This window comes from Aliiroseovarius sp. F20344 (assembly GCF_023016155.1).
Taxonomy (GTDB): Bacteria; Pseudomonadota; Alphaproteobacteria; order Rhodobacterales; family Rhodobacteraceae; genus Aliiroseovarius.
Map to the genome: position 1 here is coordinate 26,526 of NZ_JALKBG010000008.1, position 24,280 is coordinate 50,805.

The following is a 24,280-nucleotide window of genomic DNA, read 5'->3' on the forward strand; positions in this document are numbered from 1 at the left end:
ACACGAAAACGCGAGGCTTAGGCGCGGATCAGCGACCCTGCACCGTGATCGGTGTAAAGCTCCAACAAACAGGCATTTGGGGCACGCCCGTCAAGGATGACCACTGCACGCACGCCGCCTTCGATGGCAGCCAACGCGGTCTCGGTCTTCGGAATCATCCCACCCGCAATCACGCCCGTCGCGGTCATGTCGCGGATTTGCGTGGGTGTCAGCTCGGTCAAAACCTCGCCATCTGCCCCTTTCACACCTTCCACATCGGTCAGCAGCAGCAGGCGATCGGCCTTTAGGGCTGCTGCTATTGCGCCCGCCATCGTATCGCCGTTGATGTTGAAGGTTTCGCCATTACGGCCCGCACCCAAGGGGGCAATCACTGGGATCGCTTCGGCATTTGCAAGGTCGTGCAGCACCGATACGTCCACATCTGAAGGCGTGCCGACAAACCCCAAATCCGGGTTCGTCTGGTCACAGGTCACAAGCCCGGCATCCTTGCCGGACAGGCCAACGGCTTTGCCGCCTTCAGCATTGATTGCCTGAACGATCCGCTTGTTTACGCGGCCTGACAGGACCATCTCGACCACTTCGACCGTGGCTTTGTCAGTCACACGTTTGCCGTTCACGAACTCGCTTTTGATCTGAAGCTTGTCCAACATCGCGTTGATCATCGGCCCACCGCCATGAACGACAACCGGCTTCACACCGACCTGCCGCATCAGGACGATATCACGTGCGAAGCTGGCCATTTCTTCGTCGCTGCCCATGGCGTTGCCGCCGAACTTGATGACAACGGTCGCACCGGTATAGCGCTGAAGGTACGGCAAAGCCTGAGAAAGTGTACGTGCGGTGGCGATCCAATCGCGGTTCATGTCCTGGGTCTTCATATGCTGGTCCTCGTTCCCATCCTGTTACGCGCTTGCGCCGCGCCTGCCAAGAGGCATTGCAGTACCCGCTGGCCCTGCTAGGGTGCGCGGGCAAGCAGAAGTCAGCCCTTTCCCCACCTAACCTTACGAGGCTCTGATGAGTGACGACCGTAAAACCCTGCTTCTCACCGGTGCAAGCCGAGGCATTGGCCACGCGACCGTGCGCAAGTTTAACCGCGAAGGCTGGCGCGTGATCACCTGTTCCCGCCACCCGTTTCCTGATGAATGCCCGTGGGGCGGCGGCGAGGATAACCACGTGCAACTGGACCTTTCAGACCCAGCGGACACGATCAACGCGGTCGGCGTCATTCAGGAACGTCTGAACGGGCGTTTGGATGCGCTTGTGAACAACGCGGGCATCTCGCCCAAGGGGTCCGGAGGTTCGCGTCTGAATACGCTGAACACGGACCTTATGGATTGGGGTAAGGTCTTTCACGTTAACTTCTTTGCATCCGTGGTTCTGGCCCGCGGTCTGCGCGAGGAACTGGCGGCAGCCAAAGGCGCTGTGGTCAACGTGACGTCGATCGCCGGGTCGCGCGTTCACCCGTTTGCAGGTGCTGCTTACGCAACCTCGAAGGCAGCACTTGCTGCGTTAACGCGGGAAATGGCGCACGATTTCGGCCCGATGGGCGTGCGTGTGAATGCCATCGCCCCGGGCGAAGTCGAGACCGCCATCCTATCCCCCGGAACCGAAGAGATTGTCGAGAAGCTGCCGCTCAAACGGCTTGGTCAACCCGAGGAAGTCGCCTCGGCCATCTATTTCCTCTGCTCGGATGAAAGCTCGTATATCTCGGGTGCTGAGATTGAAGTGAACGGCGCGCAGCATGTGTGAGTGTAAGGCTGAGGGCCGAACGCCCCAAGTTAGTCTAGGCCAGCGATGATTGCGCGCAACGTCTCAATTCCGTCGCCTTTTTCGGACGAGGTCAACACCAGTTCGGGATAGGCAGCCGGGTGTTTGGACAGCGCTTTGCGCACCTGTTCCATCACCTTCGCGCGGTCCTTTTCCTTCACTTTGTCAGCTTTGGTCATCACCACTTGAAAGGTCACAGCAGACTTGTCCAGAAGGCTCATGATCTCATCATCAACCTTCTTCACACCATGGCGGCTATCGATCAGAACAAACGCGCGACGCAGGTTCTGACGGCCGGACAAATAGTTCTTTAAAAGCCGCTGCCATTTCTCGACCACAGCCACGGGCGCGTTTGCATAACCATAGCCCGGAAGGTCGACCAGATAGGGGCCGCCAGTTGTGGTGAAAAAGTTGATCTCTTGCGTGCGGCCCGGCGTGTTTGACGCACGAGCCAGTTTGACGCGACCAGTTAAGGCATTGATCAAGCTGGATTTACCAACATTCGATCGCCCAGCAAAGCAAACCTCGATCCGGTCCGGGGCGGGCAGCCCATCCATCGCGACAACGCCTTTCAGAAAGTCGGTCGCCCCGGCAAACAGAAGACGTCCTTTTTCTTTCGACGCCTGGTCCGGCTCTTCAGCCATTGGAAAGGGAAGCATGGTCATTCGATCACCTCAACGGGCTCATCCCGGACGACAACGCCGGGCTTCGTCACAACAGCATACACGCCGCAATCCTGATGGCCCCAGTTCTGGTTCAAGATGCCCAACGTATCTGCGTCCCGTTCACCGGTGCGGGTGCTGGCGGTCGTTGCCATACAGCGTTTGATATGTTCGCGGACCTCAAACTCTGCATCGCCAATCCGCAGCCGTTTTCCGATCCAGTTGCGCTCTTCCCACGGCTCAAACCCATCAAGCAGAAAGTTCCCGCGCCAACGCAGTGGTGAGATCTCTTTCCCAAGTTGCTTTTGCACCTCGCGATGGGATGCAAGATTGATCAAAGATACGCTTTCAAATTCTGTGTCTGTCATTCCGCGGCCAACAGAAACCAGCTTTGACGGCTGGGCGCGGTTCTCGGGTGACAAGGGTGTAACCCAATCAAGGAAACTTTTCTGATCAGCGGACAGATCTGGATTGATCGTGATGCCGGGCTGTGCGGGGTGAGTCAGGGTTACGGTATTCGTTCCTTCATCCACCGCAGCCGAAATTGCCATTAGTTTGGGGGCTTTGGACCCTCGCGAGAAGTTTGTGCAAGGAACCCAGCGTTGACCGTCTTCCAGCTTGGCTGCTTCATGCGCGACAGCCCATTTTCGGTCGAAGGGAAGACAGCGCCCTTCGGTCAACTGGACGCGAAGAAGCTCCTCGCGTCCATGCGACTTGATCGGGTGCCGCCAGATGCCAGCGACAACCCCGGTCATTTCGAGTCTTTCGGGCTTCTCTTGAAGCTTTTCAATACGTTACCCAGCACATCCGGTTTGTGTCCGTGGCTGCGCATGATCGTGTATTGCTGGATAAAAGTGATCGTGTTGTTCGCGATCCAGTAAACAACCAGACCCGATGCAAAGCCACCCAGCATGAACATGAAGACCCAAGGCATCCAAGCGAAAATCATGGCTTGGGTTGCGTCCGTGGGTGCCGGGTTCAGCTTTTGTTGCAGCCACATCGAAATACCCAACAGGATCGGCAGCACACCAAGCGAGATGATGGCCAAGAAGCTTTCCGGGCTGGGGGCTGCATAGGGAAGCAGGCCAAACAGGTTCAGGATCGAGCTGGGGTCCGGCGCCGAGAGGTCGTTGATCCAACCAATCCACGGGGCGTGACGCAGTTCAAGCGTGACGAAAATCACCTTATAGAGCGAGAAGAAGATCGGGATCTGCAACAGGATCGGCAGACAGCCAGAGGCAGGGTTCACCTTCTCGCGCTTATACAGCTCCATCATTTCTTGCTGCATCTTCTGACGATCATCGCCAGCGCGCTCTTTCAGCTTCTCCATTTCTGGCTGAAGCTCTTTCATCTTCGCCATAGAGACATAAGATTTATAGGCGAGCGGGAACAGGACTGCCTTGATCACAAGGGTCAGACCAATAATCGCCCACCCCATGTTCCCGATCAGCGCGTTCAGCCAGTGCAGAACGGCAAAGATCGGTTTGGTCAGGAAGAAGAACCAACCCCAATCGATCGAGTCGATGAACTTGTCGATGCCATCTTCTTTTTGATAGGCGCGGATGGTTTCCCATTCTTTAGCACCTGCGAAGAAATGGGTCGTGGCGCTGGCGGTGGTACCGGGTGCTACATCCTGCGCACGAAGGCGGAACTGAGCTTGATAGATATCAGCTTTGTCAGCATAGCGCACGACCGATGTGAAAGGCTCACCAGGTTCGGGGATCAGCGTGGTCATCCAGTAGTGATCTGTGAAGCCAAGCCAGCCGTTTTCTTCGACCTGCTGAACATCTGCCAATGCGCCCTCGCGGTCGTCATAACTCAGATCTGCGATGTCCGAATAATCACTTTCCTCAAGTTCACCATCCACTTCGCGGATCAGACCTTCGTGCAGGATGAAGAAACCTTTCTGGTCTTGCGGTTCACCGTGACGCGCGATCACGCCGTAGGGCGCCATGCGTTGGGCGGCGGCGCTGGTGTTTTCAACGGACTGATCAATTGAGAACATGAAGTTTTCATCAACCGACACCGTGCGCCGGAAGATCAGACCCGATGGGCTGTCCCAACGCAGTGTAACTGGGGTGTTTGGCGTAAGGGTGCTGCCGTTCTCAACGTTCCAGACAGTTGTCGGACCGGGCACGTCTTCCAGCGCCGTCTGCCCGCCAGGTGTCCAGCCGTAAAGCGTGTAATACGCATTCTCTTCTCCGGCAGGACGCAGAAGCGTGACGATGTCGCTCTCTTTCGAGAGTTCGACGTGGTATTCCTTCAGCTTCAGATCGTCTATGCGACCACCCAGAAGCGAGATCGAGCCGGAGAGCTCGGGCGTGTCGATGTCAACACGGCCTGCCTGAGCTTGTTGTGTTGCGATATCTGCCGGGGCCGCCTCTGTCGTGGCTGCAGCTGCAGGGGCAACAGTATTATCGGTCGGCGACGATGACTGTGAAGCTTGCGCTGCCGGATCAGTTGTAACAGCAGGCTCCGGGGGCGGAAACATGATCAGCCAACCAGTGATGACAATAAAGCTTAGAACCATTGCCAGGATTAGGTTCTTATTCTGGTCGTCCATCGGGCCCACCACTCATAGATTTCGGTCAGAGTGGTTCAACAGGGCAGGGGGCAAAAGGTCAAGCAGTTTATCCCGATTTCCCATGAATTGCTGGCGTTTGACTGTCCCAATTCGGTGAAGGGACAGCAGTGATGCGATCTGCAGAGGTCTTACAGTTGCGGATCCACATCGAAGCTGCATCCATCGGCATGGGTTTGGCAATCGCGTAACCCTGAACATGCGTACAACCCAATTCGCCCAGTTTGGCGTATTCGCCATGCGTTTCAACGCCTTCGGCGATAACCCCGACCTGAAGCTGGTCTGACATGGTTAGAATGGCGGATACCATGTTTTGCTGATTGGGGTCCGTGTCGATATGGGTAATGAAAGAGCGGTCAATCTTGATCCGGTTCAGAGTGAACCGTCGAATGTGAGAGATTGAAGCGTGTCCCGTGCCGAAATCGTCCAGATCAATATTGCACCCCATACGGGCCAAGGCATTGATATTGCGTGTGATTACGTCATCCTCGTTCTGAGTGATGACCGATTCCAGAATTTCCAGAGTCAATCGTTCGGGTGAGACATCAAATCGGTCCAGATCCCAGCGGATCTTTTCGAAAAGCTTGGGGTTTGAGAGTTCTGCGGATGACAGATTGATCGAGACTGTCGGAACCTCAAGCCCTTGCCGATCCCATTCGCAGATGCTGGTCAGGCATTCGAACAGCATCACTTCGCTCAGGCGTTCCAGAAGGCCAGCCTGCGTCAGCGCAGGCAGGAACGCTCCGGGGGCGATCCATCCAAGCTTGGGGTGGTGCCAACGTACCAAAGCCTCCATGCCCGTAAGTTGTCCGGTCTGAACGCAGATCTGTGGCTGGAACCACGGGGTCATCTGCCCGGATTCAAGCGCGTCGGACAGTTCTGCTTCGGAATGTTCCGAAGGTGCCGCGCGTGGTGCCATGCCGTTGGAAAAGGCACGAATGGATCCTGAACCTGCGGCTTGTGCGTTTTGCAACGCACTCTCAGCCGCTTGAAGAAGGGATTCCCCCGTAGCCTCGGGCGCGCGTTGGGGAAGTGCAAATCCGATGCAGGCGGTTAGGTGTAGCCGGGTTTGGTCAAGGTCGATCGGGTTTGCAATCACCGCCTGCAACCGCGATGCGATTTGCAACACAACTTCAAGATCCGCGCGTGTTGAACGGTCTATGGCGATGCCAAACTGGCCGCGCCCCAGCGAACAAATCAGATCGGTCGCGCGCAGCATTGACCTTAACGCTTCGCTCAGCTGTGCTTCGATCTTGTCCTGCGCATCCAACCCGTAGTGGTCTTCAATTTGCGCGAAGTCATCAATTTCGACGACAAGGCAGGTTTTCTCTTTCACATCGGGAGTTTCAAACCCTGCATCCAAAAGTGTGGTCAGGCGTTGGCGTAGTGGCAGATCTGTGACGGGATCCGTTGGCCATCTGTCTTTTAAGGTCGATCTTGTGAGCGCGCCGCCTAATGCAAATGTGCCGGGGAAAACGATTGCGGCCAGCAACAAAAGCGGCTCCCCGCCCCACCAATAGGCGAAAAGCATCAGGGCTGGGATTAACGCCGTAAGGTGGGGGCTGGTCAGCAGATTTCGAACAGCAGTTTTAACGGATCTTTGACCAAAGCTGGCAGCCATGACGGGTTCCTAAATTGATACTCCAATCGCGTCCCGGTTGTCGGGGTCGCAAGGGACAAAGTAGGAACATGTGGTCAATCAGGTGTTAACGCGCCTAGAAAAACTGCCAAAAATTATTCAGGAATCTTCGCTATTTACCGGTGTATCGCGTGTAAGGCCTGCAAAATCAAACAGTTGCGGGTCCAGAAGGTGGCTGGGGCGTGTGTTCATCAGGGCTTTGAACATGATTTGGCGACGCCCGGGGAAGTTCGATTCCCACTGATCAATGATCTTTTTAACCTGCTGACGCTGCAGCCCGTCCTGCGATCCACAGAGGTCGCACGGGATGATGGGATAGTTCATCTGGGCAGCGAATCTTTCGCAGTCTTCTTCGGCGACATGGGCAAGAGGGCGATAAACAAGCAGATCGCCTTCTTCATTCACCAATTTCGGAGGCATCGTTGCAAGACGTCCACCGTGAAAGAGATTCATAAAAAACGTCTCTAAGATGTCGTCGCGGTGGTGTCCCAATACAACGGCCGAGCAGCCCTCCTCGCGGGCAATGCGATATAGATTGCCACGACGCAAGCGCGCGCAAAGAGAACAAAACGTGCGGCCCTGCGGGATCTTGTCCATGACGATCGAATAGGTGTCTTCGTATTCAATCCGGTGCGGAACATGCATCTTTTCAAGGAATTCCGGCAGCACGGTGGCCGGAAATCCGGGTTGGCCCTGATCAAGGTTGCAGGCCAGAATCTCGACCGGCAACACGCCGCGCCACTGCAGTTCGTAAAGCGCGGCGAGCATCGTATAGCTGTCTTTGCCACCTGACAGGCAGACCAACCACTTCGCCCCACGTTCGACCATGCCGTATTGGTCCAAGGCCTCGCGCACATTTCGCATGATGCGCTTACGCAGCTTCTTGAACTCGGTGGTCGAGGGCGCGCCGTGAAACAGCGGGTGGATATCGTCTAGGTCGTCCAACATGGGCGCGGCATAGGGGAAAACACCACGCCGGGCAAGGGTTCGTCTAACAGGTGGAGTAATAGGATTGTGCTGCCGAGGGGCAGTTTATTCTGTGCGCAGATGTGATCAGACGCAGCCCAAGTTTCTTGCAAAACAAAAGGCTGCGTCGAAGTCGGTGCGTTGGCTGCGATCTGGTTTAGGTCCATGAAATTACAGCAGATGTGGTCGCTGAGATGGCAAAAGGCCGGGGTCCTCGGGTAAATTCAGATCCCGGCGCAGATGGGCGCTCAGGTCGTCCGCCTTAAGTGGCGCAGATGGACGTGCGAACAATGCCGCACGCAAAACGCGCCAGCGGCCATGACGTTCGATCAAGCCCAGAAGCGCGGATTGCAGCCGGACAGATCTGCGCCGACGGGGTGGAAGGGTCAAAACATGGGTCATTTCCGTGTCTCCTTTTTCGCAGGTTTGAGCCTGTTGTCGGACCTCAAGTGAACTTTAGGTCAAGCGTTTTCTGACCCGCCCCGAAACAACGGGGCGGGTGCTTTGGAAAGGCTTACCAAAACCTGGGCCCCTCGAGGTCTGGCGGGGGGTGGCTTGGCGGAAGCCCTACGTCACGTCGCAGATGGTCGGACAGATGATCCACTTGCGGTCGTCTTGTCCGGCCTGACATGATGCGCAACGCCAGTGCACGCAGCACACGCAGCGTTCCATGGTCGGCAATCAGATCATCCAGCAGATCGTTCAGCCGGACGGGATTGGAATGAATATTAGAGTCCATCATGGGTTGGAAACCGGCACGGGGCCGGCCCTCTTTATATTGGGTTTGGTTAAATGAAAGCTGACGGGACGCGGAACCGCGGACGCACTGCGGCCGGGATCAGGGTTTATGTGTCAGCTGTGGGATGGCCCGGCATGCGGGCGGATCGGGGCGGTTAAGCGCGGGACAAATAAGTCACGCGGTAAGATAACCCCAAGGAGCCGCAACGTGGCATGGGCGGAGAGCGCTGATATTCGTCATGTAACGCCTCCTTCTGCTTGTGCGTTGCGATGGCGCTTGTTTAGCGCAAACGAAATGAAGCTCAAGCTTCGTGTTCAGGTTGTGGAGGGATGTGGCCCTTCGGGCACGATTGTATCAGTCGTGAGTGTTACAATCGTGATCCGTGCCAGGCACAGGGTCGTAGCCACAGGACCCCCAGGGATTGCAGCGTGCGATGCGCTTGGCGGCTATCCAGCCACCTTTAAAGGCGCCGTGTTTCTGCAAGGCTTCCAGCGCATAGGCGCTGCATGTGGGTTGATAGCGGCAGTTCCACCCCACCCACGGGCTGAAGATCAGGCGATAGGCCCGGATAGGCAGGGATAGGATGAAGGCTGCGGGGCTCATGATTTCTTTCGCGGGGCGTGGATCTGTTCAATGGCGCGGGCAAGGTCCGCTTTCATATCCATATAGTCACGCGACACGGTCTTTTCAGCGCGACCGATCAACACATAGTCCCAGCCGGGCTTGCCCAATCCGGGCAGAACCTCACGTGCGATGGCACGCAGACGGCGCTTGGCTCGGTTGCGAACAACCGCATTGCCGACTTTTTTCGAGCAGGTGTACCCGATGCGGGTTTGTTCGGGTGGGGCAGTTTCGCCTTCACGTCGTTTACGTGCTTGAAGCAAGAAGGCAGGTGCAGGTGCCCGGCGGGCGCGGGCGGCGGCCAAAAAATCGCGCCGCTCTGTCAGCGTGATTAGCTTGCGATCAGGCGCGCAAACGGAAACCGCCGCAGACCCTTCGGTCTCGGCGGTTTTCATTTTGTCAGCTTTGGGCGCAGTCATGTCTGCGACCCGAGCGCTTATGCGCTCAGCGACTTCCGGCCACGTGCGCGGCGGGCATTCAGGATCTTGCGACCGGCTTTGGTGGCCATGCGTGAGCGAAAGCCGTGGCGGCGTTTGCGAACCAGGTTCGAAGGTTGGTATGTGCGTTTCATCGCCCGTCTCCGTTAATGCTCCCAATCCCGGTGGATTCGGAGCGTGAGTTATTCGAAGCCCGGTCTATAGGGGTCATTCGGGGGCAAGTCAAATGCCTGATGAAATATTTTCGCCCCTTTTGTTACATCGATATCCGTTTTCTTCACCACCGTTCAAGCAAGCGTGAGGTGGGTGGGCAAGGCAGGTCTTTGCGCTCATGTTGCTGGCAACCCAACGCGGCTTTGCTGCCTCTATGCCAAACCGGCACGGAAAGATACTTGATGATGACCGAACCCGATGCGGATATCCAGAAGCCTGCGCAAAACGCGCTTCTTCGCCGCCTGCCCCTGATTGCGATTCTAAGCGTTGCCGTAATCGGAGCCTTTACACTGCGTGACTATCTGAGTTTCGAGACCTTGGCGCAAAACCGCGAGGCGTTGTTGGCCTTCCGGGATGCAAACTACCTGCTGACGGTTGGCGCGTTCATCGCGGCCTATGTCGTCATCGTCGGCTTCTCGCTGCCGGGCGCGACCATTGCGACGCTGACCGGAGGCTTCCTGTTTGCGACCTTTCCGGGCGTGCTCTTTAACGTGACCGCAGCCACGATTGGCGCGACGATCATCTTTCTGGCCGCCCGCTGGGGGCTGGGCGAGAAGCTGGCCGCCAAAATGGAAGGCAGCGAAGGCGCGGTGAAGAATATCAAAGACGGGATCGACGAAAATCAGTGGTCGGTTCTGTTCCTCATCCGCCTTGTGCCAGCCGTGCCGTTCTTCGTGGCCAACCTGATCCCCGCTTTGGTCGGTGTGCCACTTCACCGTTTTGTGGTGTCCACCTTCCTTGGCATTATCCCCGGCGGGCTGGTCTATACATCTGTCGGTGCCGGATTGGGCGAGGTTTTTGCCCGTGGCGAAACCCCGGATCTGGGTATTATCTTTGAACCGCACATCCTGCTACCCATGCTGGGTTTGGCCGCGTTGGCTGCCCTGCCGATGGTGCTGAAGCTTTTCAAGAAGGACGCCTGATATGGCCGAACGAATCAAAACAGATGTCTGCATCATTGGTGCGGGCTCAGGCGGGCTTTCGGTTGCAGCGGGGGCCGTTCAGATGGGGGCGTCCGTTGTGCTTCTTGAAGGTCACAAGATGGGCGGAGATTGCCTGAACTATGGCTGCGTGCCGTCAAAGGCGCTCTTGCACGCTGGTAAAACCGCGATGGGCTGGGATGAAGCACATGAGCATGTGCGCCAAACCATCGCGACCATCGAGCCTCACGATTCAGTCGAACGGTTCGAGGGGTTGGGCGTGCGCGTCATCACGGAATACGGTCAGTTCATCTCGCCCAAGGAAGTACGAGCTGGCAACTATGTCATCGAGGCACGCCGTTTCGTAATCTCGACGGGCTCGTCCCCCTTCGTACCCCCTATCCCGGGGATCGAGAACGTGCCCTATGAGACAAATGAAACGATTTTTGAGCTGAAGGAAAAGCCGGATCATCTTTTGATTATCGGCGGTGGTCCCATTGGCATGGAAATGGCGCAGGCGCACCGTCGTCTGGGTTGTGAGGTCACCGTAATCGAGGGCATGAAGGCGCTGGGCCGGGATGATCTCGAGATGGCAGCGCAGGTGCTCGACGCGCTACGAGGTGAAGGCATCGCCATTGAAGAAGACGCAATGGCCGCCGAAATCCGCGGCAAAGCCGGTGCGATCGAGGTCGAGGCCAAGGATGGCCGTATCTTCAAAGGCACGCATCTTCTGATGGCCGTGGGGCGCAAAGCCAATACGGACAAACTGAACCTTGAAGTGGCAGGGATTGAACCCACCCGAACTGGCATCAAGGTCGACGCCAGCCTGCGCACGACGAACAAGAAAGTTTACGCCATCGGGGACGTCGCGGGCGGACTGCAATTTACCCATGTGGCGGGCTACCATGCAGGCGTGATCATCCGATCTATGCTGTTTGGACTGCCGTCGAAACAACGCACGGATCACATTCCTTGGGCCACTTATACATCGCCCGAGATGGCGCAGATCGGTCTGACTGAAGAACAAGCCAAGGACGCCCATGGTGACAAGATGGAGGTGGCGCGTTTCGACTTTGCGGGCAATGACCGCGCGATTGCGACCCAGCAAACAAAGGGCTTGATCAAGGTGATGATCGTCAAAGGTCGCCCGGTGGGGGTCTCGATTATCGGTCCCGGCGCAGGCGAGATGATCACTTTGTGGGCGCTTGCCATGGCCAACCGTTTGAAAATGGGGCAGATTGCAGCGATGGTTGCGCCATATCCGACGATGGCGGAAATCAGCAAACGGGCGGCGGGGGCCTATTTCTCGCCTCGGCTCTTTGATAGTCCTATGGTGAAGCGGGTCGTGGGTTTCGTGCAGAAATTCATCCCGTGATGTGAACTGGCGAGGACGCAGCGGTGTTCAATACTCTTTCCGGCCGTTTTTTGATCCTGACGACCCTGTTCGTCATGCTGGCCGAGATTTTGATCTTCGTGCCTTCCGTCGCGCGTTTCCGCGCCGATTATCTGCAAGACCGTTTGGAACGGGCGCAGATTGCATCGCTGGCCCTGTTGGCCGATGACATGATCGCACCAGAGCTGGAAGCCGAGCTTCTGGAAAACGCCGAGGTCTATAACGTCGTGTTGCGCCGCGATGAAATGCGCGAACTGATGTTGTCGTCGACGCCACCTGGGGCTGTCACCCACGACTTTGATCTGCGTGATGCATCCGCAATGACGCTGATCCGGGACGCCATGATGCGGCTTTTCAACACCGAGCCCGAGGTTATTCGGATCATCGGTGATCCGGTGCGCGAAGGCGGGTTGGTGATCGAAGTTACCATGTGGACCGCCAAGCTGCGCGCTGCGATGATCGATTATGGTCTGAACATCCTACTACTGTCGGCTGTCATCTCGGTTATTACGGCATTGTTGTTGTTCCTTGCGGTGCAGCGCCTGATCGTACGACCGATCAAGGGCGTCGTAGGCAATATGAAAGCTTATGCAGCCGATCCCGAGGATGCGCGCCGCATCATCTCGCCCGACACAAATGTGACCGAGCTACGCGAGGCGGAACTGACGCTACGCTCTCTGCAAACTGATTTGACGGGCGCGTTGCGCCAAAAGGAACGGTTGGCGCAATTGGGCGGGGCCGTTGCGCGGATCAGCCATGACTTGCGCAACGTTCTGACCACGGCACAGCTTTTCGCGGACCGAATGGAAGGCAGCAACGATCCAATGGTGAAGCGGGTGGTGCCGAAGCTTTTGAACTCGATCAGTCGTGCCGTTAGCCTGTGTGAAAACACGCTTGCTTTTGGCAAGGCCGAGGAACCTGCGCCGTCGCTTGGATGGGTTAATCTGGCTGATTTGGCGGGTGACATCTTTGACAGCGAACGTCTGTCAGCAGGCGAACATGATCTGTCCTTCGCCGAAGACATTCCCATGGGGCTGACCCTGCGTGCAGATCCCGAGCAGCTGTATCGCGTCTTATCAAACCTCGTGCGCAATGCACGCCAGGCAATTGTTGCATCCGGCAAACCCGGCGAGATCGCATTGCAAGCATTCGAGACAGATGCGGATTGGCAAATTCGCGTTGTCGATACCGGACCGGGATTGCCCAAAAATGCGCGCGAACATCTGTTCCAACCTTTTGCGGGGACCAACCGCAAGGGCGGCTCGGGCCTTGGCATGGCGATTGCCGCTGAACTGGTACGCGGCCACGGCGGCACACTGGACTTAGAGCGGACGGATGAAGATGGAACAGCTTTTCTAGTGACCTTGCCGAAATCAATCGAAGAATAGTCTTCAACGAAAAGGGGCCGCGTGAGCGACCCCTTACCTGCCCACCGTGAGTGGGGGACTAAGTTTTAGCTTTCCGGAGGCAGGTTCACGCTGTCGATGACGTGGATAACGCCATTTGACGTTTCGATGTCTGCTGACACCACATTTGCACCTTGGACAGTGACACCCGACATGGTGCCGATTTTGACTTCGGACCCTTGTACGGTTGCGGCCATCATGCCGTCAGACAGATCGCCTGACATTACTTTGCCCGGGACTACGTGATAGGTCAGGATCGACACGAGTTTGTCTTTGTTCTCGGGCATCAGCAGTGTTTCGACGGTACCTTCCGGAAGCGCGGCGAACGCGTCATCGGTTGGGGCGAAAACTGTGAACGGGCCCTCACCCTTCAGGGTGTCGACAAGGCCTGCAGCTTGAACCGCTGCAACAAGAGTGGTGAAGCTACCAGCAGCAACGGCTGTGTCCACAATGTCTTTCGAATGACCATCTGCGAATGCGGGGGCACTGAATGCAGCGGTGGCGGCGAGGGCAATAAATGTACGACGAAGCATAACGTTCTCCATGTTGTTTGATACAAGGAGTACGCGTGCCCTCTTAGGTCAGATCACTACAGCCGATGACGTTTCCGTGATCTTACAAATCCACAGTGATTTCACCGCCCGGTTCCGCAGCCCGGCTTTGGCACAGGATCATCGCGCCCTCGCGCTGGGCATTGGACAGAACAAAATCCCGATGTTCCACATCGCCCGAGATCAAACCGCATTTGCACACGCCGCAAATCCCGTCAGAGCATTTCACATCCACATGCACTCCGGCAGCATTCAGCGCGTCTGCGGCCGTTTGGTCCGCCGAGACCTCGATGCGGCGCCCATCTTTCAGCTGCAATTTGAATGGGTGGTTTTCATAGTCTGGCTGTTCGGGCACCGAGAAATACTCTAGATGCCGCGCTTCTTCCGGGAAATCTTGGCGCGCCGCGGCTTCCATCACCGCGTCCATGTAGCGGTCCGCGCCACAGGCATAGACATGTGCGCCCTCCGGCGCATCCGCCAACACCGTGTCGAAATCCGCCCGAGTGTCTTCATCCGAGATATGCAGATGCACCCGATCTGCCCAAGGCATCGCGGCCAGATCTTCAAGGAATCCGGCCTCATCCCGACGACCGACCGAATAGTGCAGCGCGAAGTCTTTCCCCAGCGCGTGAAGCCGGTGGGCGAAGGCGATCATTGGCGTGATGCCAATGCCGCCACCCATCAGGAAGCTTTTGGGGGCGTCTTCGACCAGTTCGAAATGGTTGATGGGTTTTGAGACGAAGACTTTGCGCCCCTCAGTGAAAATGCGGTGCAGAAGGGCCGATCCGCCGCGCCCACCTTCCTCGCGCAGGACGCCTATTTGATAGCTGTTGCGATCTGACGGATCGCCAGACAGCGAATACTGACGCAGGAAATCAGGGGACACCAGCACATCAAGATGCGCCCCAGCGGTCCAAGCGGGCAAACGCGATCCATCCTGCGCGGAGAGTTCGTATTTGGCGATGCCCGGTGTCATTTGTTCGACCTTGGACACTGCCAGTTGCAAGACCGGGCTGTCTTCCGGCACCGTATAGCGATGTACCATCGACAGGTCGCCGCGTGCCTTGCGGTCGCGATATTCGCCCGCCGTGATCATCGCGTCATAGGCCGTTATCCCGGCCTCGCGATCCATAGGGAAGGGATAGGGATAGGGCGGCGGCGCAAGATCAGCTGGATATGCCGCAAGGGTCTGGCTTTCCGGATCAAGTTTGATCTCGCGTTGAAGGTCGCGGCGGTTCACCGGGTCATCTGTGGGGTGATAACCGCCGTCTTCGCCAAGCTTCAGATCCCACCACCATTTTTTGACATCATTCAATCCGCCATTGCCGACGGCGTCATCAAGTTTCGCCAGTACCGGTGCAGCCCCCGGAATGGTCGATGCTGCCCATCTCATGGGCGCCTGCGCAAAAAGCCCCTCAAGATTCCAGGGGCACGTCTTCATACAGCGACCACACATCGCGCCACCGGGTTGAGTCACACGGTAGGTGGTGCATTTTTGGCTGTCAGATTTCCAGATCTCATAGCCGTTGAACATCTTCTTTGGCCCGGCAGTGATTGCACCGGACGGGCATTCGCGCGCGCATTTGTTACACGCTTCGCAGAACCGCTGCAGACCGAAATCAATTGGCTTGTCATGCGATAGGGGCATGTCGGTTGTTACTACACCTGACTTAAGGCGTGGCCCCAGATAGGGGTGCAGGATCACGTCTCCGATCCGCGAAATCTCACCCAAGCCAGCCAGTAGAAGCAGTGGAGGCTGCAGCACCGTGCCATCCATCACCGTATGGGCCTTGGCCGAGTATCCAAGATTGCGGATTTGTTGTGCGATGACGCCCCCGATCAGCGAGAACCTTAAATAAGCGCGCATGGATTGGCTGACGGCGATCCAATCATCGCCTGACGCGCCCTCCATAGTTTCGAACCCCTGATCGACGATCATGGAAATGGCCTGATCATGTGGCGGAGTGATTTCTTCCCCCGCCGCATCATGGCTGTACCATGCCCAATCGGGACAACGGCTGGTGCCCGCGGCGTCAATGCCCAGAAAGTAACTGGCGGCCCGGATTGCGGCAGCGTTCTGCTTGGCATCCGCAGGGCTTATACCGTTGGCAACGGGTCCATCCTGTAGCAACGTGAAAACACCAAGCGCGCGCCGTTGCGCATAGCTGGGTGCAGCCTTGCGCACATACATCCCCCCGGACGAGCCTTCGTGCAGGTTCTTCCCCATGTCCCCAAACTGTGCACGTGCGAACATGTCCGAGCGTTTCGGGACGCGTGCGACGTTTTCTTCGTCGATGTAAGATGTGGGGGTGTCGACGCGCTTCAGACGCTCAAAAGGAAGCGGACCCATTGTGTAGTCGCGTTTCGTATACGGATCTTGGTTTAGGCCTGACTTGGCGCTGTCCTTGCCCAACCACCACCGCAACCCGGTTAGATTTGGTTGGTCAGGTTCTGGGGCAAGGGGACGATCTGGTGTCATCTCAAGATTGGTGGTGACGACTGCCAAACCAAAACCTTCACCAAGCCAGGGCGCACGCGCACCGTTTGGGGTTGCCCATGTCAGCCCAGCTTGGACCGAAAGACGCGAAAGCCAGACGTCGCTCGCAGCCCCAGTGTGCGCTTTGGCATCATGGCCTAAAAGACGCAAGTAGTTCGCAATGACGATGGCAGTTTCGGCGGACAGCAAACAGGCCCGTTGAGCCTGCGCATCCATGATCCAGCTTGCGCCGGGTTCGTCCTGTCTTGGGGCGCGGTGATGTTCGTAAAGGAAGACAATCGCGTGGGTGTGATCCGTGATCGCACGGTTCTTTGTTGCAAGGCTTTCCTTAAGCTCTGCCATCAGGACATCGATACCAGCGGCCAGCGTTTTCACCTCGCGCGTTTCAAGCGCGCTCACAAGCTCTTGTATGCCGGGGTTTTCAACGGATGTCTTAAGATGGGCGGTCGCGTCGAGCCGCGTGATGCCAACCATGGACGCATCTGAAAAATACCCAAATGCCTTTAGGTGTCGCGCGCGTTCATCTGGATCTGTGGGGATAGTGGAGGGCGCTGGATTGATTTGACCGTCGCGAATGGCGTCCAAGGCTGCCTGATAGGGCGTCATGGCATTAACGATGCTGTCCGGCTGATCATGTCGGTGAAAGCTGATTGGCGCATCCATTGGTAACTGGTCGACAGCGGTGGGTTGATCCACGCGTCGGAGCCGTTCAAGCGGATAGGGGCCCAAATCCACAGGCCGATTGCGGGTCGAAAACAAGCGCATCTTTGTCTTTCAGCTTGGCGAGTTATCGGCGTAACAGCGCGCTCATGCGGCTTTTCCGACCCTCCCACCATGGTCGAATACTTATGACTGTTAAATGATCATATTCGTGATCACAGTGCCAGCTTAAATTGGATTCAATATCCATTCCGTGCGCGGAATCGGCTAATCTCGTGCTTTGTGGGGGTTTTTCCCGTGAAAAGCTCAACGTACAGAGGGACGCGATTCACACGGGCGGCATGATCTTCTTTGATCTCCATGGCGATATAGCCAACCTGCGTGAACAGAATGGTCATCGTCCTGATTTCGGCGTCTGTTGGGGGATAGCCGAACCGCTCGAACATTCCTTGAATTGCGGTTTTGCGCTTGGCATCTGCCGCATCGACCCGCGCTTTCAGCTTCCGATCATGATCGGCCCAATTTCGAATGGCACGGTCCAGTTGGGCATCAAACAGCTTGGATTGGAACCAGCAATCCTGAAGGTTGAACATCGCCTCGCAAATCGTCTCGGCATATAGGTCACATTGGGCAACCAGATTGCCGCTGTTTTTGCGTTCCCACCGTTCAATCATCGCGTCCAGCAGAGCATCGCGATCGCGGAAATGATGGTAGAAACCGGTACGTGTCAGACCCAGACGCTCAGCCAAAGGCATGATCTTCACACCGTCAGCGCCGGTTTTAATCAACAGCTCTATTGCGGCGTCTAGCCAAAGTTTTTTGGTCGCGCGTGGGCGGTTTTGTCGTTTTTGGGTCATGCGGGGCACTCTAGAGAACTTGACACATGTGTCAAACCTCCTGACGCTAGTGTCAATGGCGACTCGCAATGGAGGAGAATGCGATGAGCGAAACTGCGGTGAAGCGGCGGCGTAGCCGAGGTGGACGTCAAGCAAGGGACGGCTCGCCCGGACAGAATCCCCATTTGGAACGCCCCTATATCAAACGAAACATCCCCACCTATGACCTTCTGGGCGATGAAGCGTTAGAACAGATCGAGGCGACAGCCGATCGCATCATGGCTGAGATTGGCATCGAATTTCGAGATGACCCTGAAACGGTTGAGATGTTTCGAATGGCAGGCGGTGAAGTCACCCAGCTCGATCCCACACGATGGAACATCAAATTCGCACCGGGCATGATCCGCGAGATATTGAAGACTGCTCCGGCAGTGTTCACCCAACACGCCCGCAACCTGGCCAACAACGTCGAGATTGGCGGCGATAACGTGGTTTTTGCGCCTTCTTACGGCAGCCCGTTTGTCATGGATCTGGACAAGGGGCGGCGCTATGGCACGCTTGAGGATTTCCAGAACTTCGTAAAGCTGGGACAGATGAGCCCATGGCTGCATCACTCGGGCGGAACGGTTTGCGAGCCCACAGATATCCCGGTGAACAAACGCCATCTGGATATGGTCTATGCCCACATGCGCTATTCTGATCGCGCCTTCCTTGGGTCCGTTACAGCCCCCGAACGTGCGGCCGATAGCGTCGAGATGTGCCGCATCTTGTTTGGCACTGATTTTGTCGATCAGAACTGCGTGATTATGGGCAATTTCAACACCACCAGCCCGTTGGTAATTGATGGGATCACGTCAAAAGGCATTCGCGAATATGCGAAGGCAGGGCAGGGGTCCATTCACCTTCCTTTCTTGCTGGGTGGGGCCGTGTCACCGCTGACCCTTGCAGGATCAGCCGCGCAATGTTTGGCCGAAAGCATGGTGTCTTGCGCAATTACGCAATTGGAACGCCCGGGATCTCCTGCTGTTCTGGCGAGCTTCATCAGCTCAATGTCGCTGAGATCTGGATCGCCAACATTTGGGACGGCGGAACCGGCGCTGGGCAGTCTTGTGTTTGGGCAGCTGGCACGTCGCCTGAATATGCCGCTGCGCTGTGCGGGCAACTTCTCGACCTCTAAACTGCCGGATGCGCAAGCCATGCAGCAAAGCATGATGTCGATGATGTCAGCGGTGCAATGTGGGGCAAACTATTTGCTACATTCTGCAGGCTTCCTCGATGGGCTGTTGTCGATGTCTTACGAGAAGTTCATGCTTGATCTGGACCTCTGCGGTGCGTTGCATGCGTATTACGATGGGGTGCAGGTGAACGAGGATACTTTGGGCTTCGATGCCTTGGCCGAAAAAGGACCGGGGGAGCACCTGTTTTCGACCGCACATACGATGCGCCACTATAAGACCGCCTATTACGACAGTGCGCTGGACGACAACCAACCGTGGGAAACATGGGACGAGCAGGGCGAGGTCGATATGGCCACCCGCGCTAACCTGCGCTGGAAGGCACAACTGGCGGCTTATGAAGCGCCGGGCATGGATCCGGTGAAGGATGCAGAACTGAAAGACTTCGTGGCGCGAAAGAAAGCCTCGATGGAAGACGCCTGGTACTGACGGAGAAGATGATGTCGAACGATCCCCTTTTGCAGCCCTACCAGCTGGGACACCTGACTTTAAGAAACCGGATCATGACCACCAGTCACGAGCCCGCGTATCCTGAAGATGGCATGCCGAAAGAGCGCTATGCGGCCTACCATGCCGAACGGGCCAAGGCAGGCGTCGCGATGGCAATGACGGCCGGATCGGCGGCTGTGTCGAAAAACAGCCCGCCCGTCTTCAACAACATCCTCGCCTATAAGGACGAGGTGGTGCCGTGGATCAAGAACCTGACCGATGCAGTGCATGAACATGGTGCGGCCTGCATGATCCAGTTAACCCATCTGGGGCGGCGCACTGGATGGAACAAAGGCGATTGGCTGCCACCGGTCTGTTCGACACCGCATCGCGAACCAGCCCACCGGGCGTTCCCGAAATTGGCCGAGGACTGGGATATTTCGCGGATCATCTCGGATTTTGCGGACGCGGCCGAGCGGATGCAAGCAGGCGGAATGGATGGGGTCGAGATTATGACCCATGGGCACTTGCTGGATCAGTTCATTTCCCCGCTGACCAACCATCTTGAGGGTCCCTATGGCGGAGATTTGGCTGCGCGGATGAAGCTGACGCTGGAAATCATAGATGCCGTACGCAAGCGTGTGGGTGACGAGTTTGTCCTTGGAGTGCGTTTCGCCCCGGACGAGGTGGAAGATGGGGGTATCGACCCGGATATGGGTATGGAGATCGCCAAAATGCTGCGCGATTGTGGGCAGGTCCAGTATCTAAACATCAACCGCGGGCGCATTCACACGGATCCAGCTTTGACGGATATGATCCCCATTCAGGGCGCGCCATCTTCACCGCATCTGGATTTCGCAGGGCGTGTGCGGGCTGAGGTTGGAATGCCGACTTTCCACGCCGCCCGCATCCCCGATGTCGCAACCGCGCGCCACGCCATTGCCTCGGGTCAATTGGATATGGTCGGGATGACCCGCGCCCATATGGCGGACCCGCATATCGTGCAAAAGATCGTGGAGGGGCGCGAAGAGGATATTCGCCCCTGCGTGGGCGCAACCTACTGTCTGGATCGCATCTATCAGGCAGGTGATGCGCTATGCATGCACAATGCCGCCACCGGTCGCGAGCTGACCATGCCGCATGTGGCTGAACCAGCGGGCGAGAAACGAAAGGTGGTTGTTGTGGGCGCTGGCCCTGCAGGGCTGGAAGCAGCGCGTGTCGCGGCCGAGCGTGGGCATGATGTGACCGTGTTCGAAGCGCAACCTGATCCGGGCGGGCAGCTGCGGTTAGCAGCACAAACCCCACGTCGTCGCGAGATGATTGGCATCGTTGACTGGCGTATGTCCCAATGCGCCGCCCGCGATGTGACCTTCCATTTCAACACATGGGCTGAAGCCTCAGACGTGACTGCGCTGAATCCAGACGTGGTGATTGTTGCGACAGGCGGTCTGCCCAATCTGACGCTTTTCGAAACCAAAACCGATCAGGATTTGGCGATCAGCGCGTGGGATGTGATCGCGGGGGACGTGAAATGCGCAGGCGATGTGCTGATCTATGACGAAAGCGGTGATCACCCGGCAATGCAAGCCGCCGAAATCGCGGCCGAAGCTGGTGCAAATGTTGAAGTGATGACCCCTGACCGCACTTTCGCCCCTGACATCATGGCGATGAACCTTGTGCCTTACATGCGGTCACTACAGCCCAAAGGGGTGAAGTTCACCGTTACCGAACGCCTTAAGAGTGTCGCGCGTGATGGCAATCGCTTGAAGGTTACCCTTGGCACCGATTACTCTGATTTCACCCGCGAGGCGACATACGATCAAGTGGTGGTGAACTATGGCACACTGCCGATGGATGATCTGTATTTTGAGCTGAAAGAGCTATCGTCAAACCGCGGTGAGGTCGATCAAGAGGCCCTGATCACGGGCAAGCCGCAGACGATCAACACAAATGCGGATGGAAATTTTCAGCTGTTCCGGATTGGGGATGCCGTGAACGCACGCAATACGCATGCGGCAATCTATGACGCGTTAAGGCTGGTGAAAGACCTGTAAAACTTACCCCTGCTGCGTGCGTTCGATATACGCGCGCAGCTCTTCCGCTTCGTGGCGGGCATCGCGCAATCCATCCATTGCAGCGCGCAGTTCCGCCTCGGTCTGGTGCAGCTGGTTCGACATCTCGGCTTCGCGCGATTGCAGATAGGTGATGGCTTCGTCACGTGTCTCTTCCGCGTCGTGCAGCGCTTGCGCCATCTTGTCCAGCTCGCTCATTTCGCTGCCTTGCACCTGAACGAAGCGGTGGATCAGCCAATGGGCGAACCAGCCCAGAACAAAGGCCACAAAAAGAATGATCGCGGTGACGATGATAAACTCGGTTCTGTTCATCGGGCTGTCCTTTGGTGTCTATCAGCGTTCCGGGCGCGGAGCCGGACGGGTGTCGTTTGCGTCAGGGGCGAAGACTTCGGGCCCACTATAGGGCGGTTCCGAGGGTTCATCACCAGATTCGGTGTCGGGCGTGCTGGCGGCAGAGCCTTGGCTGGCTTCCGGACTTGTTGCGTTTGGCGCAGCGATGTCGGTCGTGCTGGGCTCTTCCACTGGGCCTGCAGGGTCTGATTCTGGGGCGGGTTCAGCATCAGCTACTGGGGCCGTTTCCGGGGCGCTTTCGGTATCTTCTACCGAATTGGCTTCGGGTTCGGATGCTGTGGTCTCGGCATCTGGTTCGCTAACGGTTTCTTCCGTTTCAGATGCAGGATCGACCGGCGGTTCATCGGCGTTCGTTACCTCAGCCTCGGGTGTCGCTTCGGCATCTGTTGTAGTAGAGCTTTCGCCTTCAGCCGTTTCACCGGAAGCCTCGCCTGTTTCCTCACCACTTTCCTGCGTCGCGCCTTCCAGAAGGCGGAACTCAATTCGGCGATTGGCTTCACGGCCATCCTCGGTCCCGTTATCTGCGATCGGGTTCTCTTCGCCATAGCCAACGGCGGACAGATTCGAGGTAAGGATGCGGCGCGACAGAAGGGCGCTTAGAACCGCCTGTGCGCGGTTTTGCGACAACGCCAGGTTCATTTCTTCACGACCCTGGCTGTCAGTATATCCAGAGATTTCCATCCGCACGTCCGAACATTGGCGCATGATCTCGGCGATCTTGTCGACCGTATCGGCGGCAGAGGCTTCAATATTGGCCGAGCCGGGTGCAAAGGTGATTTTCTTTGCTGCCAGAACCGCGTTGATGTCAGCTGCACATTGTTCCGGGCTAGGCAGGTTAAGGGTCGGGTTCAGGCTTTCCTCATAGGTGACGTTGACCTGAAAGTTCTCGGAAGCCCCTAGTTTCTCGCCCAAAAGGCGCGAGATCTCGGCGCTGGCTTCTGGATCGCCGGTGCGTCCGCGAATGTCCACGATGTCGGGCTGCACGACGACCACGCCGTTGGCGACCAGAGACAGTGCTTCCAGACCTGCCAGAACGCGTGTAGGCCAGTTGCCTGGCAGTTCGGGATCAAGCCGCGTTGCCGGGTAGACCGAGCGTGATCCAAACTTCGCCCGTGCAAAGCTTTCTGCCGCGCTACGCAAAGCTTCATCGGACAATCTTCCGCGCAATTGGACTTGCCCTTCAGGACTTAGCGTGGCGACAAATTCGGGAACTGCGTCGCCTTCGCCGGTACCATCGATTTTTACTGGTTCGGGCAATACCGAATGCAGCGAATACAGATCAGGAAGGTTGCTTTCCAGCTCGCCGACGACGCGGTCAAACGTTGCTTGTGGGGTCGTGTCTTGTGCAACCAGCGTTACGTCTGCGTCCGAAAAAGTTACCGACCCGCCGCCAAGGGCGGCAACGGCATTGATGCCCATTTCGGCGGCTTCGGCCCAATCTGGCGAAGGGACACCCAAGCCGATAATGCAATTGGCAACCCCGTCTAATCCCGCCTCGGTTGCGGCCGAGATGATCTTGGCGCGCCCCACAGCATCATGCGCCGAACAGGCATCGAAGCGAGCCCCTTTGTCGTCGATCAGGAACCGCAGCGTGAAGGGGGTGATCACGGGGCGCGGCGCTGAGATGTCGATGGACAGAAGAATAGAACGCGGGGCTTTGCGTTTCAGGTTGCGTGCCCAGTCTTGCTGTTGTTCCGCACTGTCGGCCACAGCAGTGATCGAAACCTTGTCTGCATCCATTGAAATTTTCGATCGTGGCAACTGGGATAGAGCGTAGAGCACATAGTCCAGCGTTGCGTCCCAATTGGCAGGGACCGCGTAATCGGCAACTTCCAGCAGGTCCGTGACGTCCGTTTCCCCTGCGATGTCACCAACTTCTTCAACCAGCTCGTCGCGGTCGGTTTTTGCAGGGATCAAGCCGATCATCGAGATACCGGCATCGTTGCGCAGAACCTCGATCGAGAAACGTGGAGGCTGAACTACTTCTGCTTCCGGGATTGCCATGTTGTCGATGACACGCGCCGCGTCAACTTCGCCGCCCGCGACGGACAAGGCACGGAATCGCATGGCTTCGCTTGGGGCAACACCAGACAAAACAACTTGCAACCCATCAGACTGGACCTGTGCCCATTCATGTCCGCGCAAAGTCAAAGCATCCCGCACGGCATCTTCCGAGCTTTTTTCGATCACATTGACCGAAATAATGGCCGCGAACAGGGCCAGAAAAGCGCCGACCACAAGCGAGGCCGGGACCAGAAGAATTTGCGATGGGCGCATACGAAAGTGGGTCCGTTATCTCTTTGGT

Annotated in this window: 22 protein-coding genes; 6 read left to right on the forward strand and 16 right to left on the reverse strand. The window is 57.1% G+C overall.

Annotated features, from left to right (window positions below; all coding sequences use genetic code 11):
• Positions 1-17: 17 nt before the first annotated feature.
• A complete protein-coding gene (argB, locus tag MWU55_RS09245) occupies positions 18-878 on the reverse strand; it encodes an acetylglutamate kinase (RefSeq protein WP_246935767.1) in 861 nt (286 codons plus the stop codon).
• Between the two features lie 136 nt (positions 879-1,014).
• Here argB and MWU55_RS09250 point away from each other — a divergent pair, with 136 nt between their 5' ends.
• Positions 1,015-1,749 carry an SDR family oxidoreductase gene (locus tag MWU55_RS09250; protein ID WP_246935768.1) on the forward strand — a complete coding sequence of 245 codons (735 nt, stop codon included), beginning with the start codon at positions 1,015-1,017 and terminating at the stop codon, positions 1,747-1,749.
• Positions 1,750-1,778: 29 nt separating this feature from the next.
• On the opposite strand, the gene yihA is transcribed toward MWU55_RS09250, so the two are convergent.
• The 10 genes from yihA to rpmH all read right to left on the reverse strand — a co-directional run bounded on the left by yihA (position 1,779) and on the right by rpmH (position 9,546).
• On the reverse strand, positions 1,779-2,432 hold the full coding sequence (yihA, locus tag MWU55_RS09255) for a ribosome biogenesis GTP-binding protein YihA/YsxC (RefSeq protein WP_246935769.1): 654 nt from the start codon (positions 2,430-2,432) through the stop codon (positions 1,779-1,781).
• Positions 2,429-3,184, reverse strand: coding sequence for an MOSC domain-containing protein (locus MWU55_RS09260; protein ID WP_246935770.1), 756 nt, complete (start codon positions 3,182-3,184; stop codon positions 2,429-2,431). Before MWU55_RS09260 ends, yihA begins: the two co-directional genes overlap by 4 nt.
• Positions 3,181-4,992: a membrane protein insertase YidC gene (gene yidC, locus MWU55_RS09265; protein ID WP_246935771.1), complete on the reverse strand. Its 1,812-nt coding sequence runs from the start codon at positions 4,990-4,992 to the stop codon at positions 3,181-3,183. The genes MWU55_RS09260 and yidC overlap by 4 nt, the downstream gene beginning before the upstream one ends.
• 67 nt (positions 4,993-5,059) lie before the next feature.
• A complete protein-coding gene (locus MWU55_RS09270) occupies positions 5,060-6,631 on the reverse strand; it encodes a bifunctional diguanylate cyclase/phosphodiesterase (RefSeq protein ID WP_246935772.1) in 1,572 nt (523 codons plus the stop codon).
• 117 nt (positions 6,632-6,748) lie between these two features.
• On the reverse strand, positions 6,749-7,597 hold the full coding sequence (gene ttcA / locus MWU55_RS09275; RefSeq protein WP_246935773.1) for a tRNA 2-thiocytidine(32) synthetase TtcA: 849 nt from the start codon (positions 7,595-7,597) through the stop codon (positions 6,749-6,751).
• Positions 7,598-7,786: 189 nt separating this feature from the next.
• Positions 7,787-8,017, reverse strand: coding sequence for a hypothetical protein (locus MWU55_RS09280; RefSeq protein WP_246935774.1), 231 nt, complete (start codon positions 8,015-8,017; stop codon positions 7,787-7,789).
• 112 nt (positions 8,018-8,129) lie between these two features.
• Complete coding sequence (locus tag MWU55_RS09285) at positions 8,130-8,357, reverse strand: hypothetical protein (protein WP_246935775.1); 228 nt, start codon at positions 8,355-8,357, stop codon at positions 8,130-8,132.
• A gap of 351 nt (positions 8,358-8,708) precedes the next feature.
• Positions 8,709-8,957: a membrane protein insertion efficiency factor YidD gene (yidD, locus tag MWU55_RS09290; RefSeq protein WP_246935776.1), complete on the reverse strand. Its 249-nt coding sequence runs from the start codon at positions 8,955-8,957 to the stop codon at positions 8,709-8,711.
• Positions 8,954-9,394: a ribonuclease P protein component gene (rnpA, locus tag MWU55_RS09295; protein WP_246935777.1), complete on the reverse strand. Its 441-nt coding sequence runs from the start codon at positions 9,392-9,394 to the stop codon at positions 8,954-8,956. The genes yidD and rnpA overlap by 4 nt, the downstream gene beginning before the upstream one ends.
• Positions 9,395-9,411: 17 nt before the next feature.
• Entirely contained in the window at positions 9,412-9,546 is a 135-nt protein-coding gene (gene rpmH, locus MWU55_RS09300; RefSeq protein WP_048599009.1) for a 50S ribosomal protein L34, read from the reverse strand.
• Between the two features lie 261 nt (positions 9,547-9,807).
• Between rpmH and MWU55_RS09305 the strand changes: the two genes are divergently transcribed.
• From MWU55_RS09305 to MWU55_RS09315, 3 genes are read left to right on the forward strand one after another with little or no spacing between them, the layout of a single operon-like run.
• Positions 9,808-10,548 (forward strand): TVP38/TMEM64 family protein, encoded by a 741-nt coding sequence (locus tag MWU55_RS09305; RefSeq protein WP_246935778.1) that lies wholly within the window; start codon positions 9,808-9,810, stop codon positions 10,546-10,548.
• A 1-nt stretch (position 10,549) separates the two neighbouring features.
• The gene (locus tag MWU55_RS09310; RefSeq protein WP_246935779.1) at positions 10,550-11,920 is read left to right on the forward strand and encodes an FAD-dependent oxidoreductase; all 1,371 of its coding nucleotides are present in this window, start codon (positions 10,550-10,552) and stop codon (positions 11,918-11,920) included.
• Between the two features lie 23 nt (positions 11,921-11,943).
• Positions 11,944-13,326 (forward strand): HAMP domain-containing sensor histidine kinase, encoded by a 1,383-nt coding sequence (locus MWU55_RS09315; RefSeq protein ID WP_246935780.1) that lies wholly within the window; start codon positions 11,944-11,946, stop codon positions 13,324-13,326.
• A gap of 65 nt (positions 13,327-13,391) precedes the next feature.
• On the opposite strand, the gene MWU55_RS09320 is transcribed toward MWU55_RS09315, so the two are convergent.
• The 3 genes from MWU55_RS09320 to MWU55_RS09330 all read right to left on the reverse strand — a co-directional run bounded on the left by MWU55_RS09320 (position 13,392) and on the right by MWU55_RS09330 (position 17,909).
• The gene (locus tag MWU55_RS09320; protein WP_246935781.1) at positions 13,392-13,877 is read right to left on the reverse strand and encodes a fasciclin domain-containing protein; all 486 of its coding nucleotides are present in this window, start codon (positions 13,875-13,877) and stop codon (positions 13,392-13,394) included.
• Between the two features lie 82 nt (positions 13,878-13,959).
• The gene (locus tag MWU55_RS09325) at positions 13,960-17,157 is read right to left on the reverse strand and encodes a reductive dehalogenase (protein WP_246935782.1); all 3,198 of its coding nucleotides are present in this window, start codon (positions 17,155-17,157) and stop codon (positions 13,960-13,962) included.
• Between the two features lie 134 nt (positions 17,158-17,291).
• Positions 17,292-17,909, reverse strand: coding sequence for a TetR/AcrR family transcriptional regulator (locus tag MWU55_RS09330; protein WP_246935783.1), 618 nt, complete (start codon positions 17,907-17,909; stop codon positions 17,292-17,294).
• 83 nt (positions 17,910-17,992) lie between these two features.
• On the opposite strand from MWU55_RS09330, the gene MWU55_RS09335 reads away from it, so the two are divergent.
• On the forward strand, positions 17,993-19,552 hold the full coding sequence (locus MWU55_RS09335; protein ID WP_246935784.1) for a trimethylamine methyltransferase family protein: 1,560 nt from the start codon (positions 17,993-17,995) through the stop codon (positions 19,550-19,552).
• An 11-nt stretch (positions 19,553-19,563) separates the two neighbouring features.
• A complete protein-coding gene (locus MWU55_RS09340) occupies positions 19,564-21,606 on the forward strand; it encodes an NADH:flavin oxidoreductase (protein ID WP_246935785.1) in 2,043 nt (680 codons plus the stop codon).
• Positions 21,607-21,609: 3 nt separating this feature from the next.
• Here MWU55_RS09340 and MWU55_RS09345 read toward each other — a convergent pair whose 3' ends face one another.
• Together MWU55_RS09345 and MWU55_RS09350 are read right to left on the reverse strand one after the other, a co-directional pair.
• Positions 21,610-21,936: a hypothetical protein gene (locus MWU55_RS09345; RefSeq protein ID WP_246928143.1), complete on the reverse strand. Its 327-nt coding sequence runs from the start codon at positions 21,934-21,936 to the stop codon at positions 21,610-21,612.
• A gap of 21 nt (positions 21,937-21,957) precedes the next feature.
• A complete protein-coding gene (locus MWU55_RS09350) occupies positions 21,958-24,252 on the reverse strand; it encodes an OmpA family protein (protein WP_246935786.1) in 2,295 nt (764 codons plus the stop codon).
• Positions 24,253-24,280: the final 28 nt, after the last annotated feature.

What these genes read in the sequence shown, in the direction of transcription:
- MWU55_RS09260 (WP_246935770.1), bottom strand. Translation starts at nt 3,184, where the DNA reads ATGACCGGGGTTGTCGCTGGCATCTGGCGGCACCCGATCAAGTCGCAT.
- rpmH (WP_048599009.1), bottom strand. Translation starts at nt 9,546, where the DNA reads ATGAAACGCACATACCAACCTTCGAACCTGGTTCGCAAACGCCGCCAC.
- MWU55_RS09350 (WP_246935786.1), bottom strand. Translation starts at nt 24,252, where the DNA reads ATGCGCCCATCGCAAATTCTTCTGGTCCCGGCCTCGCTTGTGGTCGGC.
- ttcA (WP_246935773.1), bottom strand. Translation starts at nt 7,597, where the DNA reads ATGTTGGACGACCTAGACGATATCCACCCGCTGTTTCACGGCGCGCCC.
- MWU55_RS09310 (WP_246935779.1), top strand. Translation starts at nt 10,550, where the DNA reads ATGGCCGAACGAATCAAAACAGATGTCTGCATCATTGGTGCGGGCTCA.
- argB (WP_246935767.1), bottom strand. Translation starts at nt 878, where the DNA reads ATGAAGACCCAGGACATGAACCGCGATTGGATCGCCACCGCACGTACA.
- MWU55_RS09340 (WP_246935785.1), top strand. Translation starts at nt 19,564, where the DNA reads ATGTCGAACGATCCCCTTTTGCAGCCCTACCAGCTGGGACACCTGACT.
- MWU55_RS09270 (WP_246935772.1), bottom strand. Translation starts at nt 6,631, where the DNA reads ATGGCTGCCAGCTTTGGTCAAAGATCCGTTAAAACTGCTGTTCGAAAT.
- MWU55_RS09325 (WP_246935782.1), bottom strand. Translation starts at nt 17,157, where the DNA reads ATGCGCTTGTTTTCGACCCGCAATCGGCCTGTGGATTTGGGCCCCTAT.
- yidC (WP_246935771.1), bottom strand. Translation starts at nt 4,992, where the DNA reads ATGGACGACCAGAATAAGAACCTAATCCTGGCAATGGTTCTAAGCTTT.
- yidD (WP_246935776.1), bottom strand. Translation starts at nt 8,957, where the DNA reads ATGAGCCCCGCAGCCTTCATCCTATCCCTGCCTATCCGGGCCTATCGC.
- yihA (WP_246935769.1), bottom strand. Translation starts at nt 2,432, where the DNA reads ATGACCATGCTTCCCTTTCCAATGGCTGAAGAGCCGGACCAGGCGTCG.
- MWU55_RS09305 (WP_246935778.1), top strand. Translation starts at nt 9,808, where the DNA reads ATGATGACCGAACCCGATGCGGATATCCAGAAGCCTGCGCAAAACGCG.
- MWU55_RS09335 (WP_246935784.1), top strand. Translation starts at nt 17,993, where the DNA reads ATGAGCGAAACTGCGGTGAAGCGGCGGCGTAGCCGAGGTGGACGTCAA.
- MWU55_RS09330 (WP_246935783.1), bottom strand. Translation starts at nt 17,909, where the DNA reads ATGACCCAAAAACGACAAAACCGCCCACGCGCGACCAAAAAACTTTGG.
- MWU55_RS09280 (WP_246935774.1), bottom strand. Translation starts at nt 8,017, where the DNA reads ATGACCCATGTTTTGACCCTTCCACCCCGTCGGCGCAGATCTGTCCGG.
- MWU55_RS09285 (WP_246935775.1), bottom strand. Translation starts at nt 8,357, where the DNA reads ATGATGGACTCTAATATTCATTCCAATCCCGTCCGGCTGAACGATCTG.
- MWU55_RS09345 (WP_246928143.1), bottom strand. Translation starts at nt 21,936, where the DNA reads ATGAACAGAACCGAGTTTATCATCGTCACCGCGATCATTCTTTTTGTG.
- MWU55_RS09320 (WP_246935781.1), bottom strand. Translation starts at nt 13,877, where the DNA reads ATGCTTCGTCGTACATTTATTGCCCTCGCCGCCACCGCTGCATTCAGT.
- rnpA (WP_246935777.1), bottom strand. Translation starts at nt 9,394, where the DNA reads ATGACTGCGCCCAAAGCTGACAAAATGAAAACCGCCGAGACCGAAGGG.
- MWU55_RS09250 (WP_246935768.1), top strand. Translation starts at nt 1,015, where the DNA reads ATGAGTGACGACCGTAAAACCCTGCTTCTCACCGGTGCAAGCCGAGGC.